Origin of the sequence: Streptomyces cynarae (genome assembly GCF_025642135.1) — a bacterium.
In the GTDB taxonomy this organism is placed as follows: domain Bacteria; phylum Actinomycetota; class Actinomycetes; order Streptomycetales; family Streptomycetaceae; genus Streptomyces; species Streptomyces cynarae.
The window spans coordinates 477,787-493,306 of sequence record NZ_CP106793.1; the positions used below are offsets into that span (position 1 = coordinate 477,787).

General features: G+C 69.8%; 17 protein-coding genes, 1 pseudogene and 1 riboswitch. Of the genes and pseudogenes, 8 read left to right on the forward strand and 10 right to left on the reverse strand.

The window, feature by feature from the left end:
- Nucleotides 1-20: 20 nt before the first annotated feature.
- The 3 genes and pseudogenes from sigJ (at nucleotide 21) to N8I84_RS43025 (ending at nucleotide 1,576) form a co-directional block, all read left to right on the forward strand.
- Nucleotides 21-899: an RNA polymerase sigma factor SigJ gene (gene sigJ, locus N8I84_RS02475; RefSeq protein ID WP_263227774.1), complete on the forward strand. Its 879-nt coding sequence runs from the start codon at nucleotides 21-23 to the stop codon at nucleotides 897-899.
- Nucleotides 900-1,143: 244 nt separating this feature from the next.
- Nucleotides 1,144-1,276 (forward strand): annotated as a pseudogene (locus tag N8I84_RS02480) (sulfate ABC transporter substrate-binding protein); the annotation flags it as partial.
- Between the two features lie 60 nt (nucleotides 1,277-1,336).
- Entirely contained in the window at nucleotides 1,337-1,576 is a 240-nt protein-coding gene (locus tag N8I84_RS43025; protein ID WP_390899010.1) for an ABC transporter permease subunit, read from the forward strand.
- Between the two features lie 196 nt (nucleotides 1,577-1,772).
- On the opposite strand, the gene N8I84_RS02490 is transcribed toward N8I84_RS43025, so the two are convergent.
- From N8I84_RS02490 to N8I84_RS02500, 3 genes are all read right to left on the reverse strand, one after another.
- On the reverse strand, nucleotides 1,773-2,231 hold the full coding sequence (locus N8I84_RS02490; protein ID WP_263227775.1) for an RrF2 family transcriptional regulator: 459 nt from the start codon (nucleotides 2,229-2,231) through the stop codon (nucleotides 1,773-1,775).
- Between the two features lie 52 nt (nucleotides 2,232-2,283).
- Entirely contained in the window at nucleotides 2,284-3,507 is a 1,224-nt protein-coding gene (locus tag N8I84_RS02495; protein ID WP_263227776.1) for an acyl-CoA dehydrogenase family protein, read from the reverse strand.
- Nucleotides 3,508-3,690: 183 nt separating this feature from the next.
- Nucleotides 3,691-4,170, reverse strand: a complete 480-nt coding sequence (locus N8I84_RS02500; RefSeq protein ID WP_263227777.1) for a hypothetical protein — start codon at nucleotides 4,168-4,170, stop codon at nucleotides 3,691-3,693.
- A 1-nt stretch (nucleotide 4,171) separates the two neighbouring features.
- Here N8I84_RS02500 and N8I84_RS02505 point away from each other — a divergent pair, with 1 nt between their 5' ends.
- The 3 genes from N8I84_RS02505 (at nucleotide 4,172) to N8I84_RS02515 (ending at nucleotide 6,472) form a co-directional block, all read left to right on the forward strand.
- Nucleotides 4,172-4,600: an LLM class oxidoreductase gene (locus N8I84_RS02505; RefSeq protein ID WP_263227778.1), complete on the forward strand. Its 429-nt coding sequence runs from the start codon at nucleotides 4,172-4,174 to the stop codon at nucleotides 4,598-4,600.
- A gap of 59 nt (nucleotides 4,601-4,659) precedes the next feature.
- On the forward strand, nucleotides 4,660-5,583 hold the full coding sequence (locus N8I84_RS02510) for an LLM class F420-dependent oxidoreductase (RefSeq protein WP_263227779.1): 924 nt from the start codon (nucleotides 4,660-4,662) through the stop codon (nucleotides 5,581-5,583).
- A 64-nt stretch (nucleotides 5,584-5,647) separates the two neighbouring features.
- Nucleotides 5,648-6,472 carry a DUF1684 domain-containing protein gene (locus N8I84_RS02515; RefSeq protein WP_263227781.1) on the forward strand — a complete coding sequence of 275 codons (825 nt, stop codon included), beginning with the start codon at nucleotides 5,648-5,650 and terminating at the stop codon, nucleotides 6,470-6,472.
- 88 nt (nucleotides 6,473-6,560) lie between these two features.
- Nucleotides 6,561-6,674, forward strand: a riboswitch (SAM riboswitch).
- A 291-nt stretch (nucleotides 6,675-6,965) separates the two neighbouring features.
- On the opposite strand, the gene N8I84_RS02520 is transcribed toward N8I84_RS02515, so the two are convergent.
- The 6 genes from N8I84_RS02520 to N8I84_RS02545 form a co-directional block, all read right to left on the reverse strand.
- Nucleotides 6,966-7,634, reverse strand: a complete 669-nt coding sequence (locus N8I84_RS02520; RefSeq protein ID WP_263227783.1) for a response regulator — start codon at nucleotides 7,632-7,634, stop codon at nucleotides 6,966-6,968.
- Entirely contained in the window at nucleotides 7,631-8,905 is a 1,275-nt protein-coding gene (locus N8I84_RS02525) for a sensor histidine kinase (RefSeq protein ID WP_390899011.1), read from the reverse strand. The genes N8I84_RS02520 and N8I84_RS02525 overlap by 4 nt, the downstream gene beginning before the upstream one ends.
- Before the next feature lie 59 nt (nucleotides 8,906-8,964).
- On the reverse strand, nucleotides 8,965-9,816 hold the full coding sequence (locus tag N8I84_RS02530; protein ID WP_263227784.1) for an ABC transporter permease: 852 nt from the start codon (nucleotides 9,814-9,816) through the stop codon (nucleotides 8,965-8,967).
- Nucleotides 9,813-10,751 carry an ABC transporter ATP-binding protein gene (locus N8I84_RS02535; RefSeq protein WP_263227785.1) on the reverse strand — a complete coding sequence of 313 codons (939 nt, stop codon included), beginning with the start codon at nucleotides 10,749-10,751 and terminating at the stop codon, nucleotides 9,813-9,815. Before N8I84_RS02535 ends, N8I84_RS02530 begins: the two co-directional genes overlap by 4 nt.
- A 682-nt stretch (nucleotides 10,752-11,433) precedes the next feature.
- Nucleotides 11,434-11,826 (reverse strand): COG4705 family protein, encoded by a 393-nt coding sequence (locus N8I84_RS02540; protein ID WP_263227787.1) that lies wholly within the window; start codon nucleotides 11,824-11,826, stop codon nucleotides 11,434-11,436.
- A 308-nt stretch (nucleotides 11,827-12,134) separates the two neighbouring features.
- On the reverse strand, nucleotides 12,135-12,488 hold the full coding sequence (locus tag N8I84_RS02545; RefSeq protein ID WP_263227790.1) for a hypothetical protein: 354 nt from the start codon (nucleotides 12,486-12,488) through the stop codon (nucleotides 12,135-12,137).
- Nucleotides 12,489-12,823: 335 nt separating this feature from the next.
- Here N8I84_RS02545 and N8I84_RS02550 point away from each other — a divergent pair, with 335 nt between their 5' ends.
- Nucleotides 12,824-13,576 (forward strand): hypothetical protein, encoded by a 753-nt coding sequence (locus N8I84_RS02550; RefSeq protein WP_263227792.1) that lies wholly within the window; start codon nucleotides 12,824-12,826, stop codon nucleotides 13,574-13,576.
- 60 nt (nucleotides 13,577-13,636) lie between these two features.
- Nucleotides 13,637-13,864 (forward strand): hypothetical protein, encoded by a 228-nt coding sequence (locus N8I84_RS02555; RefSeq protein WP_263227794.1) that lies wholly within the window; start codon nucleotides 13,637-13,639, stop codon nucleotides 13,862-13,864.
- Between the two features lie 147 nt (nucleotides 13,865-14,011).
- On the opposite strand, the gene N8I84_RS02560 is transcribed toward N8I84_RS02555, so the two are convergent.
- Complete coding sequence (locus N8I84_RS02560; RefSeq protein WP_263227795.1) at nucleotides 14,012-14,845, reverse strand: PIG-L family deacetylase; 834 nt, start codon at nucleotides 14,843-14,845, stop codon at nucleotides 14,012-14,014.
- Nucleotides 14,846-15,520 lie beyond the last annotated feature (675 nt).

A 15,520-nucleotide genomic window follows, 5' to 3' on the forward strand; every position in this document is an offset into this window, starting at 1 on the left:
GAAGCCAGGAACAGACGGACATGGACGACATGGCTTGGTTCGCCGAGCAGTTCGAGACCCACCGCCCACGACTGCAGGCGGTGGCCTACCGGATGCTGGGCTCGCTCACCGAGGCCGACGACGCCCTCCAGGAGGCGTGGATCCGCACCACCCGCTCGGAGAGCAGCAGCATCAACAACATCAGCTCTTGGCTGGTGACCCTGGTCGGCCGGGTGTGCATCGACATGCTCCGTGGCCGTCAGTCCCGACGCGAGGACCTGGTCGGCACCTGGCTGCCGGAACCTGTCGTCACCACCGGCGAGACCCACGATCCCGAACAAGCCAGCCTGCTCGCCGACTCCGTCGGCCTCGCGCTCCTCGTCGTGCTCGACAGCCTGGAACCAGCAGAACGACTCGCATTCGTCCTGCACGACATGTTCGGCGTCCCGTTCGACGAGATCGCCCCGATCGTGGACCGAACCCCTGTCGCCGCGCGCCAGCTCGCCAGCCGAGCCCGCCGTCGGCTGCGCGGAACGACCACGGTGCCGGACGCCGACCTGCCTACCCAACGGCGCATCGTCGACGCGTTCCTCGCTGCCTCCCGCGCCGGTGACTTCGAAGCCCTGGTCACCCTGCTCGCCCCCGACGTCGTCTTCCGCATCGACACTGGACCCCGCGCTTGGCCCACCCCGGCTCTCCTCACCGGCGCCCGCGACGTGGCGGAGCACACCACCACTTTCGGACCGCGGTTCGCGACCCTGTGCAAGCCGGTGCTGGTCAACGGCGCCGCCGGCATCATCGCCACCGGCCGCGCCGGCGTCCTCGCCGTTGTCGGCATCACTGTCATCGACGAGCGCATCGCCGAGATCGACCTCATCCTCGACCCCGACAAGCTCTCCGGCCTCACCATCGGCGACTGAGTCATGCTTCACGCCCATGGCTACGGTTCGCACGACTCCGTTCGCCATGCCGCTGTCGCCCATCCGGACTGTTCGTGGCAGATATGCGCCGACTGCAACTACAGCGGCGCGCTCACCAGCATCGCCAGCCACCGTAAGAAGGACCATCCTGAGCAGCATCCTCCCGGCCCAGGAGTTCCGCACCCTCGGCGGCACTTGGGAGTCACGACCCGCCATCTGAGGAGGACGGCTACCTGCCGCAGACAAGGTCGACGCACAGAGCGGCAAGGGCGACGTCTCTGTCGTCCGCACCGACAACAAGATCACCCCGGACGCCTACAAGTCCGACTCCCGACGGCGCTTGGGTGCCGGAGCCGACCGCGTCCAAGCTGGTCGCCGGGGCCCCGTCCATCGCCAACGGCCTCGTCGCGGGCATCGACCAGATCCCGCCGCTCTCCCTGCAAGCCGGCCGGACGATGGGCGCGACCCGTCTGCGCGGGGCCTGGCACATCGTGATGCCGGGGGCGCTGCCCGGCTATCTGGCGGGACTCAAGCAGGGCCGGGCGTTCTCCTGGCGGTCGCTGATGGCCGCCGAGATCATCGTCTCCTCACCCGATCTGGGCGTCGGCCTGGGCCAGTTGCTGGAGAACGGGCGCAACAACTCCAGTATGTCGAGGTGTTCCTGGCCATCCTCCTGATCCTGCTCGTCGGCATCGCCATCGACCTGCTGATCTTCAGCCCGCTGGAGCGGTGGTGCTCCGCAGCCGTGGCCTGCTGGTCACCCGCTGAGCGAACGGATCCCGATCGACACGGAGTGCGCGCCCTCCCCCGTCAGCCACGCGCACAGGGCACCGGCCCGCATGAGATCTGCTCGTTTCGATCACCGGACGTCGGTCAGGGATTCGTCCAGGCCTCGGGGTCCTCCGCGAGGCTCAGCACCTCGTCGGGCAGCTTGGCCGCGGCCACGTGGGCCAGGGTGACCTCGCCGAGGATCTTGCGGACGTTGGCGCGTACGGCGATCCACAGCGGCAGCAGCGACTCCGCGGGACCGCAGTAGGAGAGCTCGGGTGGGCGCACTCCCCGCACCGAGACCAGGGGACCGTCCGCCATGCGGACGACGTCGGCGATGGCGATCGACTCCGCCGGGCGGGCGAGCCGGTAGCCGCCCTTGCCGCCGCGCTGGCTGACCACAAGACCGCCCCGGCGCAGGTCGCCGAGGATGCCCTCCAGGAATTTGTGCGGGATGCCCTGCGCCGCGGCAATCGCCTCGGCCTTGAGCGAGGCCTCGCCCCCTGCTGCGGCCAACTCCAGTGCCGCCCGCACCGCATAGTCCGCCCGCGCCGAGATCCGCATGCCGCGATTATCCATCACTGTCGTGTCGGTCCCGCACCGGTCGCCCTCCCGGTCAGGCCGGAAGGGCGAAGGGTGGGTGCGCGCCGTTGAGGAAGTAGTCGCCCACCTCGCGCAGTCTGTGGGTGACCGGCTCCCGCAGGGTGTGTGTCCGGGCGCTGCGCCAGAAGCGGTCGAAGCCGTGCCGCGCGGACGCGGCGTCGGCGCCGATGACGTCCAGGGCACGGGTGGTGACCTCCTGCGCGGCCCGGGAGGCGGCAGACTCGGCCACGCTTGCGAGGACGGCGATCTCCGCGCACTCCTCGTCGTCGAGATCCTCGCCCTGTACGAGGCCGCGCAGCAAGGCATCCACCGCCTGATCGGCGAGGGCGGACGCGGCGCGTGCGACGACGGTGAGCTCGCCGTACACGGTCAGCGCGTACGGATCTTGCGGCGGGCTGTCCGGCCAGGGATGAGGCGAGAAGGGCTGCCAGGGGGACCTCATGCCCCTTCCGTACTCGCGAACCTCGGCCAGCAGGCCCTCTGCCACGCCAAGACAGAACTGGACGGAGACCAGGCGCGCGGTCGGCGCGGCCAGAGAGGCGAAGGGTGACAGGACGCCCTCGTCCGGTGACAGGGAGCCGAGCACATCGTCGGGCACGACCGGCACGGCATCGAACTCCACGCCGCCACCGGCCGCCAGCCGCTGACCGAAGGCGTCCCCGCCGCTGTCGCTCACGACGCCCGAGCCGGCGGGGTCGACCAGGACGGCCAACGGCTCACCTGTGCCGTACTTGGCGGCTCGAACCACCAGCCGATCGGCGATCCCGACTCCGGCGGCATACCTCTGGTAGCCGTCGAGCAGATAGCCGCCCGACGTGGGGGTCAGGATGAGCGGTGGTTCATCTGAGGCGATTCCGCCTCCCCAGCACCACTGCCCCGCCGTCGACTCCCGCTCGATGCGGGCAGCACGGGCGCGGTCGGCGAAGAACCGGGCGCTGCAGGACAGGAAGTAGTGGTTGCCCAGCAGGTGACCGATGGCCCCGTCGGCCGCGGCGACGGTCCGGATGACCGCGTATGCCGTGCGCCAGTCCGCACCGCCTCCCCCGAGTTCGGCCGGTGCCGGCAGTGTCAGCAGTCCCGACTCGCGCAGCCGCGCCACCTCGTCGAGCGGTGCCTTGCCGGCCTGTTCGCGCTCGGCCGCGTCCGTGGCCAGGTCGTCCGCCATCTCACGGGCTATGTGCAGCCAGTCGACCTGTCCGGCTCCCACGTCGGTCACCTCGTCCGCCGCCACCGTCATGTCTTCACCCGCTTCATGCGACTGCGACTGTCGCTACAGCTCAGTGCTGTGGTCATGGCGTCTTCCTTCAGGGGACCGAGGACGACGCGGTGCCCGGCGAGGCGGCGTGCGAGTGCAGCGGTGCGCAGTGACGCGTCGGCTTCATCATCCTCACTCTCCTCTTCGACCACCGTCAATGGTTTCCTAGTAATTCGATAGGAAAACTAGGAAAGCCGGTTCGTTCCGGCTGATTCTCGCTCTCGGACGGCGAGTTCGGGATGGGGGCGGCCGGGTGGTCGCCCCTGGCCCGAGGCTGTCGGCCGCGCCGTGGAGGCGTTCGTGGGAGCGTGGCGCCGCCGGACAAGGCCGGATCCTGCCGCGGCTGCGCAGCTCCGGGACGACGAGGTCGACGAAGGTGCCGGGGGTGGTGGCACAGGCGAGGTTGAAGCCGTCGACGTCGGCCTCCTCGACCCAGCGCTCCAGTTCGTCGGCGACCGTCGCCGGGGACCCCACCTCGACGTGGCCGATGCCGCCGGCTCCCAGGTAGCGGGCGACCTCGTCGAGAGTCCAGCGGTGGGTTCGGATCGGCTGTGGAGAAGATCGCGAGGGCCGAGCGGACGGCGTCGGTGTCGCCTCCGACCGCGACGCCGACGGGCCACTGCCGAAGGAGACACCGGTCGTCACCGTGAACGACGGCCCCTTCGGCGCCCGGCGCATCGCCGACCCGCGCGCGGTCGTGGCCGAATGGCGGGCGAAGGCGGAGGCGCACGGCTGGTCGCTGCGCGAGACCGTCATCGCCCTCGGCCCGCAGCGCGGGCACGTCGGCACCCCGTCCGGCCTGGCCGACAAGTTCGCCCATTTCGTGCGGCACGGCGCGATCGACGGTTTCAACGTCACGCCGTACCTCATCCCCGGCGGCCTCGACGACATCGTCGACCTGCTCGTCCCGGAACTGCGGGAACGCGGGATCTACCGCACCGAGTACACCGGCACCACACTCAGCGAACACCTCGGCCTGCGCGAACCCCCTCACCCACCGGTCCGCGCGGGACCGACGGCAGGCGGGCTGAGCACAGGGATGGCCTTCCACTCAGGACTGAGTACACATGACTGACAAGAAGCTGTCACACACGGACCGGAATGCGGATTCGACCGACGCCCGTTCTGACTGACATGACTGTTGGAGTAGCGCTCAACGCGTCCGACGCGCCGAACCAGGTCGACGCCACGGTACGACTGGCCCGGGAGGCAGCGGAGTTCGCTCTCACGTCGGCCTGGTTCGGGCAGACCTTCGGCGCGGACTCACCCCAGCTCGCGGCGATCGTCGGGCGGGAAGTGCCCGGACTGCAGGTCGGCACCTCCGCGATCCCCGTCTTCGGTCGCCACCCGCTGCTGGTCTCCAGCCAGGCCCAGACCGCCCAGGCCGCGACCCACGGCCGCTACCACCTGGGTCTGGCCCTGGGCACGAAATTGCTGACAGAGACCGGCTTCGGCCTGCCCTTCGAACGCCCCATCGCCCGGCTGCGTGAGTTCCTCACCGCCCTGCGGCAGTTGACCGAGACCGGCACGGCCGACTTCCACGGTGAGCTGCTCACCGCGACCACCCCGGTCCCGGCGCGAGTACCGGGTGCCGAGAGCGGGGTCCCCCTGCTGGTCGCCGCGATGGGGCCGCAGGCGCTGCGGGTCAGCGGTGAGCTGGCGGACGGGATCCTGCCCTACCTTGCGGGACCGCGCGCCCTGGCGGAACACATCGTTCCCGCCCTGACCGCCGCGGCCGAGGCCGCCGGCCGCCCCGCGCCCAGGATCGTGGCCCTGGTGCCCGGCGTGGTCACCGACGACGTGGACGCGGTGCGGGCCAAGGCCACCGAGAACCTCGCGTTCTACGAACAGGTCCCGTCCTACGCCCGGGTCATCGAACTCTCCGGCGGCCGACGGGCCGCCGACCTGGCCGTGATCGGCGACGAGAAGACCGTCGAGGCCGAGGTACGCCGTTACCGCGACGCCGGCGCCACCGAGGTCGTGTTCTCGGGCACCGAGATCGCGGGAGAAGCCGACCGTCGACGCACCTGGCGGCTCCTCGGCGAACTGGCCCGCTGAGCACGCCGGTCCAACCGCCGGCTCGACCGGCCCGCCTGCACCCCCTCGTGAAGAAGGAGGACCCATGACCACCGAGGCCACCACGACCGACTTCCATGCCTTCACCGAGAACTGGTTGGAGTGGTACCGCGCCCAGGAGGCCCGGCTCGCCGCCCCGCACGGGTTCCTGGCGATCACCGGCCTGCACTGGCTCGACCACCGGCCGCAGCGCTTCCCGGACGCGCCCGGTGCGTGGCGCACCGGCCCCGACGGGGTCGTCGTAGACCTCGGCGACGGCGAGGAACTGGTCGTCGACGGAACACCGGTGCACGGTGAACACCGCTTCGGCGTGCTTCCCGAACGCGGCGGCGTCGACGCCGTCTGGGGAGACGCCGTCATCGAGATCGCCAGGCGCGGCGGGCACGACATCGTGCGCCCCCGGCACCCGGACGCGCCGCTGCGCACGGCCTTCACGGGAACGCCGGCCTACGCCCCCGACCCGCGCTGGGCCCTGACGGGCCGCTACATCCCCTTCGACACACCGCGACCGACCACCGTGGGCGCCGCAGTCGAGGGCCTTGAGCACGTGTACGACGCTCCGGGCAGGATCGAGTTCGAGCTGGACGGGCGCCGACTGTCGCTCACCGCGTTTCCCGGGCGTGGAGCGGGACGGCTGATGGTGCTGTTCACCGACGCGACCTCCGGGGTCACCACCTACGCCGCCAACCGGGTCCTCACCCTGGAGCCGCCCGCCGCCGACGGTACGGTCGTCCTGGACTTCAACCGCGCCGCGAACCTGCCGTGCGCCTACACGGACCTGGCCACCTGCCCGCTTCCCCCGGCCGATAACCGCCTGCCGGTGGCGATCGAGGCCGGCCAGAAGATCCCCCGCGAGCGCGGCGGTTCCTGAACCGGACCCGGCGCCGGTCCGACTGCCCCTGCAGGGCGTCGCTTTGCGGCGTTGGCATACGACAAGAGCCCTCCGTACGACCACGAACGGCATTGAGCGTCAGAGTCAAGCCTTGGCTCGCTGACCGGCAGCCCTCCCGCGCGGCAGGGTGCTCCAGGTGAAAGCCCGGCGGGATCACCGACGATCTCCGCAAGCGCGTGGTGGCCTCGCCGGTGAGGCGGCTTGCCATCAGATCGGTCATGGCGAGGTGGATCACGGCTTGGGAGCGGGCGTCAGATGCACACTCCGCACGCCGTCCCGCCCGCCCGCCCGCGGACAAGGACATCGGGGATCCCGCCACCAGGACGGCCACCCGGCGGTCAGCCCTGCCCACCAGCAGACACGCCCCGGCATCACCGGAGCGCTCACCGGATTGCGTCCGGTGGCTGCAGGATGGACGCGCGATCGCGTTGGCGTGATGTGCGATGGACGTTCCTGCGGCCGAGCCGTCGGCTCAACCCGCGTGGGGCCGGGCCAGGCCATGGTCGTAGGCGAAGATCACGGCCTGGATGCGGTCGCGGGCGCCGATCTTGGACAGGACGCGGCCGACATGGGTCTTCACCGTGGATTCGGACAGCACGAAGCGGGTGGCGATCTCACCGTTGGACCAACCCTTGCCGATGGCGACGAGGATCTCGCGTTCGCGGTCCGTGAGGGACGCCAGTCTCGGGTCCTCGGCGGAGCCGGCGGCGTGCGGCGGCACGAGCCGGGCGAATTCGTGCAGCAGGCGGCGGGTGAGGGCGGGGGCGATCACGGCGTCGCCGGCGGCCACGGCACGGATGCCGGCGAGGAGTTCCTCGGGGCGGGCGTCCTTGAGCAGGAAGCCGCTGGCTCCGGCGCGCAGGGCCGCGTAGACGTACTCGTCGAGGTCGAAGGTGGTCAGGACGAGGACCCGGGAACGGTCACCGGCGGCGACGATCCGACGGGTGGCCTCGATGCCGTCCATACCCGGCATGCGTACGTCCATCAGGACGACGTCGGGCCGGAGTTCTGCGGCCTTGCGCACTGCCTCCGCCCCGTGCGCGGCCTCGCCGACGACCTCCGTCTCAGGCACGGAGTCGAGAAGCATGCGGAAGCCGTACCGCTGGAGCGGCTGGTCGTCGACGACGAGCACGGTGGTCACGAGGCACCGTCCTGGGGAGTGAGGTCGAGGTCGACCTGTACCCTCCAGCCGGCGCCTGCGGGGCCCGCACTGACGTGTCCGCCGTAGAGCGCCGCTCGTTCTCGCATGCCCACCAGGCCGTGTCCTTCCTCGTTCACCGCGCAGGGACGACCGGCCGGGGTGGACGGGCCTGAGTCCTGGACGGTCATGGTCAGCCGCGTGTCCTGCACGACGATCGCCAGGTTCGCACGCGCGCCGGCGCCGGCGTGTTTCAGGGTGTTCGTCAGGGCCTCCTGCGCGATGCGGTAGACCGTCAGCTGCACCCCGCTGTCGAGGGCGTCGATGTCTCCGGCCGTACGGTAGACGACCTCCACGCCGGCGGCTCGCACTCCCTCGCACAGCGCGTCGATGTCCGTGAGACCAGGCTGCGGGCTCAGCTCGGGTTCGGTCGGCGGACCGTCCGCCTCGCGCAGTACGCCGAGCACCCTGCGCAGTTCGCCCAGGGCCTGGCGGCCGGTGTCTCCGATGAGATGCAGGGCCTCCTTGCCGCGTTCCGGTGCGGCACCGGCGGCATAGGCTCCCGCGTCGGCAAGCGTGATGATGACGGACAGGTTGTGGCCGACGATGTCGTGCATCTCGCGGGCCACTCGTGTCCGTTCGGCGGCGACGGCGAGTCTGCCGCGCTGGTCGCGTTCGATCTCCAGCCGTGCCGCGCGGTCGCGCAGCCCGGCCAGTTGGGCCCGCCGGATGCGGATCATCAGGCCGAGAGCGAGTGCCGCGGTCGCCGTGCTGAGGAGGAAGAAGAGGGCGTCCCAGACCGACACCGCCGCCGACACCCGCGCCGCGACCAGGCTCAGTGCACCCGCTGTGACGGCACAGGCCCACAGGAGCTGCCGTAGCCGCCCATGCAGGGCCAGGCTGTACAGGGCGACGAAGAGGGCGACGTCCGCACGGAGCACGGCGCCGAGGGACCACTGGAGGACGAACACGGCTGTGACGGCGCTGAAGGCGGCGGCGGGTGCCCGGCGTCGCCACATCAGCGGCAGCACCAGTCCGGCCTGCAGGGCCAGCATGCCCGCCACGGGCAACCGGGTGAACGTCAGGCGGAAGCGGCGCAGGCCATGGCCGTCGCCGTCCCCGCCGATCACGCCGACCGTGTGAAGCAGGTCCGGCAGGCAGAACATCAGGAAGACCAGGGCCACCACCGCGGTGTCCAGCACCCACGGACGGGCCCGGTCGGCGTGCCGGAGCCGCTGGCCGGCCCGGCCGAGCCGGGCGACCAGCGGCCCCATCCCGCTGAGATCTTCGGTGGTCACGGAGGTCACAACCCCATGATGCGGGTGGCTGCTGCTCAGACGTCGCTGCGCAGCAGCCTGAACGCCGCTCCGGCCAGGGCCAGGACCACCCAGCCGAGGAAGACGAGGAGTCCGGCGCCCGGCGACAGGGTGGTCGAGTCATGGGTCAAGGCGAAGATCGACTCGCCCGCGTGGCTGGGGAGGTAGGGGTCGATGTTGCCCTGCCACGAGCTGGGCAGCAGGGAGATCAGTCCCGGTACGAGCATGAGAGCGGCGACAAGCACCGAGATACCGCCGGCCACCGACCGCAGCAGCGCGCCCAGCGCGGCGCCGATCACGCCGACCAGGCCCAGGTAGAGCCCGGCGCCCAGCAGACTGCGGACGACGCCGACGTGCCCGAGACCCATGGCGGCAGGGGTGGCGGACACGATCTGGCTGCCGACGAGGAAGGCGACGAACGCGCCGACGGTGGCGATCACGAGCGCGACCAGCCCGTACACCGCGGCCTTGGACCAGAGCACGGGCAGCCGGCGCGGCACCGCGGCCAGGGTCGAGCGGATCATTCCGGTGGAGTACTCGCCCGCCGTGACCAGCACGCCGAGAACGCCGAGGGCGAGCTGGGCGAAGTTCGTGCCGAAGAGGGACAGGCTCACGGCCGTCGCGGAGGCGAAGTCGCGGTCCATGTGGCGGCCCGAGTCGAGATTGGACTTGTAGTGGCTCGCGGCGATGACGCCGAAGGCGACCAGGAACACCAGGCCCAGGCCGAGGGTGATCCAGGTGGAGCGCAGGGACCAGAGCTTGACCCACTCCGAGGCCAGCACGCGCCGCCCGGTCACCCGGTATGCGGGCCGGGACGGAGCGGCCGGGGCGGTCTCGGGAGTCTCGGGGGTCGCGGTGAGGGTGCTCATGCTGCGCTCCCGGAGGTCTCGGTGCCGGTCGTGGAGCCGTGGTACTCCACGGCGTCCCTGGTCAGTTCCATGAACGCCTCCTCCAGGGACACGGCCTTCGTGGTCAGTTCGAACAGGGGGATCCCGTGCTCGGCCGCCTTCAGTCCGATCTCGCGGGCGGATATCCCGGTCACCTGCAGTTCCTCGGAGCCGATGCGGCCGGTGATCTCCACGCCCGGCCCGGCCAGCACGTCCCGCAGCCGCGCGGGGTCGTCAGTGGCGACCTTCACGGTGTCGCCGCCCGCCTCGCGAACCAAGTCCTGCACGGTCGTGTCGGCCAGCAGCCGTCCCCGGCCGACGATGATCAGGTGGTCCGCCACCAGCGCGACCTCGCTCATAAGGTGCGAGGAGACGAACACCGTCCGTCCCTCGGCCGCGAGCGACGTCAACAGGTTGCGGATCCAGAGCACGCCTTCGGGGTCGAGTCCGTTGACGGGCTCGTCCAGCATCACCGTCTGCGGATCGCCCAGCAGCGCGGCAGCGATGCCGAGCCGCTGTCCCATGCCGAGGGAGAAGGCGCCGGCCCGCTTCTTGGCGACGCTCCCGAGGCCGGCGAGTTCGATGACCTCGTCGACCCGGCGGCGCGGGATGCCGTGGGTCAGCGCGAGCGCCCGGAGGTGGTTGTAGGCCGAGCGGCCCGGGTGGATGGACTTCGCCTCCAGGAGCGCCCCGACCTCCTGCAGCGGCGCCTGGTGGCGCGCGTAGCGGTGGCCGTTCACCGTGACGGAACCGCTCGTCGGCGCGTCGAGCCCGACGATCATCCGCATGGTCGTGGACTTCCCAGCCCCGTTGGGCCCCAGGAAGCCGGTCACCGTGCCGGGCTTCACGGTGAAGTCCAGACCGTCGACGGCTGTCTTCTCCCCGTATCTCTTGGTGAGCTGCTGTGCGTCGATCACTCGCGTTCTCTCTTTCGGGCTGCGGCGTCCGGCACGCCCGACGCCTCCTCCGCCACGCTAAGACCGCTGACACCCGGATCTGCTGGTACCGGGGACTGAAGAGTGCGGGTCAGGTGGTACCGCGGTACTACGACCCCGCGTTCGCGGCCGCGCGGACCGGCGTGGGCGAAAAGGGAGCGCACTGCAGCCCGCCCGCTGGTCAGGAGGCCTGATTCCGGGGGGCGAGCAGTGGGCACGCAGCCGCTGTCCGCGTACGACCCGGCCAGCGGCCGCCTTCTTCAGAAGCCCGTAAACGATGACCGGCAGGAGCAGGTGCGGTTTGTCGGGCAGTGTGGTGGTGATCAGAACGGTCGGCATGCAGACCGGTGCCGCCACGGCCGGCGCGGCGGCGAGTAGCAGCGGACGCGGGTGGGTCAGAAGGAGCCAAGGGCACCGGAGGCGTTGACGTAGGTCAGGATGAGTGCCCGACCAGGGCGACAGGTACGACGACGCCGAGATGGCCCGGCTCAGCCACGGCGCGGGCAGTGCCAGGCGGCACACAACGCCGGCCGCGCACAGCAGGACGACACCGACCGGGGTGAAGCCGCCGTGAGCCCTGCAGCACACTCCCATCCGCTTCTCGATGCTCGAGCCGGGCGCTACTCCGCCCCCGGGTAGGTCATCGCTGTCCGCCACCTGCCCACTACACGCGCGCGGAGGCCGACGCCGGTACGGCGGCGGGCTCGGGCACACGCTGGACGTCGGCCTTGGTCACCGCCAGGTAGGCGACCACCAGGACGATCAGGGCGAGCAGGACCAGAGCCACTGGCCCGTCGCCGAGACCGAGGCCTCCGACGGAGCGAGGCTTGCCCAGGCCGTCGGCGATCGACGCGCCGAGCGGACGGGTGATCACCTGGGCGGCCCAGAAGCAGAACACCTGATTCCAGCGCAGCCAGCGGTATCCCGCCGCCGGAATGAGGATCAGCACCGCGAAGACGGACGCGGAGGTGAAGTAGCCCAAGTGCAGGGTGAAGGCGGTGAAGTCGCCCAGTGCGGTGCCCATGGCGAAGGTGGCGACGACAGTCGCCCTGACCATCTGTCAAGCGGTTGGCAGGTGCGGCTGGCCGACATGTCGCCTGCCCAGCAGTTCCGCTGCCTGGTGCCGTGTGTGCTCGGCGGCTCTCTGCGCCTCTGCCACGACGTCACCTCGTTCACGTACGAGGTCCGCATAGATCGGTATGTGATCGCTTTCGCTGGGGGTGAGAGTCACTGTGCTACCCCTTCCAAGGTCGTGATCTTCTGTGCCCGCCGCGGCCGACTCGGCTTGCCGGAAACCCGTGACTGCGCCGCGACGTATTCCTCGTGCCTGCTCTTGATACGCGCTTGGCTGAGGGCCGTCAGCTGTCAGGCCCGGTTGAGCCGGACAGCGATCCCGTGACCGATCAGCAAATAAATGACGGCCGGAAGGCCGAAATTGAGGACAACCCGCAGACCTTCTGTGTCCATCGTGAAAATATCTCGTGCCCATCCGGACAGCCAGTCCGCCGCTCCGTGCACGAATTCAACAAAGGGATTCGCCTGGTTCGCGTCGAGCAGGTAGAGCAGGACCCACAGCCCCAGCAAGCCGGCCGCGACGTCAGCGATCGTGCAGATCGCGAGGGCTACGCGTCGTGCAGTGGCCTCGTTGCGTGCGGGGCGGCCGGGCCTCGGGGACTGCTCGTACGTCTGATATCCGGAAGCCGGGTCGATGTTGTTCACGAAAAATTCCGATCTGCCGCTGTTTTCTGTCGCAGGCTCGCCCCAGGTAGCGACATTCTGCCTCGCCCTGTGGCTTGTTTCCGCATGGTTCTGCGTCATGCGAGCGCTTCGGCGTTACACCGCGCTCTGCGGCAGCACAAAATATGGCAACCTATTCGGGCACGTACCTAAATGTTCGCCAGCGAGGTACATTTCGGACCGCACGGAAAAGCCGTCCAGACGTCGCAGGGCGTGAACCACCCGGAGCGAACCTTCAAGTCGATGAGAGACAGCACCGCTCGGTGGAGCCACCGAGCCGTGTACGGGCTCTCGTACGCGGATGAGAGCCTGGACCAGTGCTGATAGAGGGATTCGAGAACGCCCCTGTTGTCGCGGGGGAGGAACTGCTGGCACTGCCGGGGTTCTGGGCGGCCTACCTGATGTGGCTGAGTCAGACAGAGGAGTACGACCCCGTTCCGGAGTGGTTCGGTGTCGACGGGGCTGACGCCGACGCGGCTTGCGATGCGCTCGGCAACGAGGACCACTGGCCCGTCTTCCGCATCCCGTTCGCCGATGGCCACACCGCGATGGTCCTTGGACGCAACTTTCGCGACGATCCGGGAACCGAGTACTTCATCACCCACCCCGAGTGGGGACGACACGGCCACCTGGCCACCGTCAGCGGTCACCAGGCCGGCCCGGGCTTGTCATGGCGAGAGCTCCACCACATCGCCCGCACGCCCGACCTCAACGCTCCAGGAATTCACGCCGAATACGCACGCCTGCTCCTCCTGCTGCCCGCGCTCGGCGACCAGGAGCTGCCCGAGGACGCCGCAGCGGTGCTCGGCGGCGCGCTGACGCAGGCGGGCGTCCCCGCAGCGCCGGCCCCGCATCTCGCGGAAGCGCTCCTGGCGGACCACCCCTTGTGGGAGCCGGCTGAATGGGCGCTTCCTGCCGCCTCGCCGCTCTCCGGCAGCCAGGAGCCCTTCCTCGGAATCCTGCACTGTGACGGGTACATGAGCCCGCGGTGCGGAACCCGCCTCGCCCAGGGCATCACCCGAGAGCAGAGCAACCGCCTGGCCCGCGCACTCGGCACCTGGCCCGTCTGAACGGCCCCAACCGGGGGACGGCTTGAGAACTTGTAGCGCCTGGGAATCTTGACGCACGTCATGGTCCCATTTGTCACCACGGTCAGGACACCGCCTGAGACGGCAGAGCAGTTCCGGCGCTGGCACCAGGAGGAGGGGCCGCTGACCATCCCGGTCCTGGCCATCGGCGGCGAGTACAGCACCGGCACCGCCCCGGCGGAGGACATGCGCAAGGTCGCCACCGACGTCACCGGAGTGGTCATCCCCGGCTCCGGTCCTTCCTGGCCGAAGAGGTTCCGCAGCCCCTGACGAAGGCGCTGCTGGACTTCCTGCTCTTAAATGGCAGGGGAGGAGCCGCCCCCCGGTAGCACCACCGCGGATGGTGACCGCGGCCGCACGGGCCGACGGTCACCACCCGCTGCCGCTGTCTTCTCAGGTCGCCGAAAGGTGGGCGGATCAACGCAGTCCGGCGAAGAGGTCGTTCTCGGGCACGGCCGCACCGGTGGTGTCCTGGACACGCACGAAGGTCTCGACGCCCATCAACTCGGTGAACCTGCTCTGGCCCATCTTGAGGAAGAAGATGTTCTCGCCCTGGCTGGCGTGCGCGGCCAGGGCGTCGAACTTCTGACCGCCGAACGCGGTGGTGTCCACCCAGGTGGTGATCTCCTCGTCGGGTAGTCCGATCTCCGCCAGCGCGGCGGCCTCGGCAGGATCCGGCTCCTGCCAGTCCGCACCGAACTCGCGCATGACCTCCCCGAACCGCTGCATCATCGAGCGGGGCGCCGTTGTCCAGTACACCTTCGGTATCGGCGCGGTCATCGCCAGCGCCGCCATCGTGATGCGGTGTGCCTGGATGTGGTCGGGGTGGCCGTAGAAGCCGTTCTCGTCATAGGTGACGACCACATCGGGTTGGTAGCGGCGCAAGAGTTCCGCGAGTCGGGCAGCGCCCTCCTCCACGGGTGTCTGCCAGAAGGATCCGGGAGCGTCGTTGGTCGGCCAGCCCATCATCCCGGAGTCGGCGTAGTCCAGCATCTCCAGATGACTGATCTTCAGAATCTCGCAGCTTGACTCAAGTTCTTGACGCCGCATCAACGCGACGGCCGCCGGATCGTGCCCGGGCTCGCCCGGCTTGACACCCCCCGGTCCGTCACCGCAACTGCCGTCGGTGCACGTCACCAGCACCGTGCGGATGCCCTCCGCCGCATACCGTGCGAGGACACCTCCCGTTCCAGTGGCCTCATCGTCGGGGTGAGCGTGCACCGCCATCAGTGTCAAGGGCCGGTCATTCATGAAAAAGTCCTCCTGTGTGAAATGGCCTCGGTCTAAGTCTGCGGCAGTTGTACAAGCGGTCGCCCCGATATCGGATGACCGGGCGTACAACGGATTCGGAGGGCCGCCATCGCGTCGGCGCAGACGATCTTCTGGTCTCTCCGTTCCCCGCACACGCGGCGCCGTCCCCCGAGCGGTGCAACAGTGCCGGCCGGATCGGCTGTTCCCGCCGCACGGGAACAGTCCTGGCCTTGGCACTCGCTCTCGTGCTCTTGGCTTCCGGGCTTGCCCGTGAGCCTCACGAGTTCGTCGACTCGTTGCACCGGCGGTCATGGTCGGCAGCGGATCGGTGTCGGCCACAGCACAGCAGGCGACGACGGCAAGCTCGGACGGAGGCTCACCGTGCGTGGCTGATGGAAGCCGTTGCGCACGACCAGGGGGGTGGCCCTTCCCGTGCCGCTGATCGGCCGACTCCGCCATGTATGCGTTGACTTCGGCCTCCAGCGCGGCGGCCGGCATCCGCCGTAGCCCTCGCGTACGATCTCGCCGATCAGCGAGGAGCCGTTGGTGATGGTGCCGTCGGCGTTCACTACCCTGAGCACAGGCGTGCCTTCCCGACCCGCGCGGCAACGCGGGCCTACTCGACACCAGTCAATCGATCACTTGACGACGTCGCATGGGAAGAGGCCCTGGCCC

Bases quoted from the DNA above. Each gene is read 5' to 3' on its own strand.
- sigJ (WP_263227774.1), top strand. From the start codon at position 21: ATGGACGACATGGCTTGGTTCGCCGAGCAGTTCGAGACCCACCGCCCA.
- N8I84_RS02490 (WP_263227775.1), bottom strand. From the start codon at position 2,231: ATGCGGATCTCGGCGCGGGCGGACTATGCGGTGCGGGCGGCACTGGAG.
- N8I84_RS02495 (WP_263227776.1), bottom strand. From the start codon at position 3,507: ATGACGGTGGCGGCGGACGAGGTGACCGACGTGGGAGCCGGACAGGTC.
- N8I84_RS02510 (WP_263227779.1), top strand. From the start codon at position 4,660: ATGACTGTTGGAGTAGCGCTCAACGCGTCCGACGCGCCGAACCAGGTC.
- N8I84_RS02515 (WP_263227781.1), top strand. From the start codon at position 5,648: ATGACCACCGAGGCCACCACGACCGACTTCCATGCCTTCACCGAGAAC.
- N8I84_RS02525 (WP_390899011.1), bottom strand. From the start codon at position 8,905: ATGGGGCCGCTGGTCGCCCGGCTCGGCCGGGCCGGCCAGCGGCTCCGG.
- N8I84_RS02530 (WP_263227784.1), bottom strand. From the start codon at position 9,816: ATGAGCACCCTCACCGCGACCCCCGAGACTCCCGAGACCGCCCCGGCC.
- N8I84_RS02540 (WP_263227787.1), bottom strand. From the start codon at position 11,826: ATGGTCAGGGCGACTGTCGTCGCCACCTTCGCCATGGGCACCGCACTG.
- N8I84_RS02555 (WP_263227794.1), top strand. From the start codon at position 13,637: ATGGTCCCATTTGTCACCACGGTCAGGACACCGCCTGAGACGGCAGAG.
- N8I84_RS02560 (WP_263227795.1), bottom strand. From the start codon at position 14,845: ATGAATGACCGGCCCTTGACACTGATGGCGGTGCACGCTCACCCCGAC.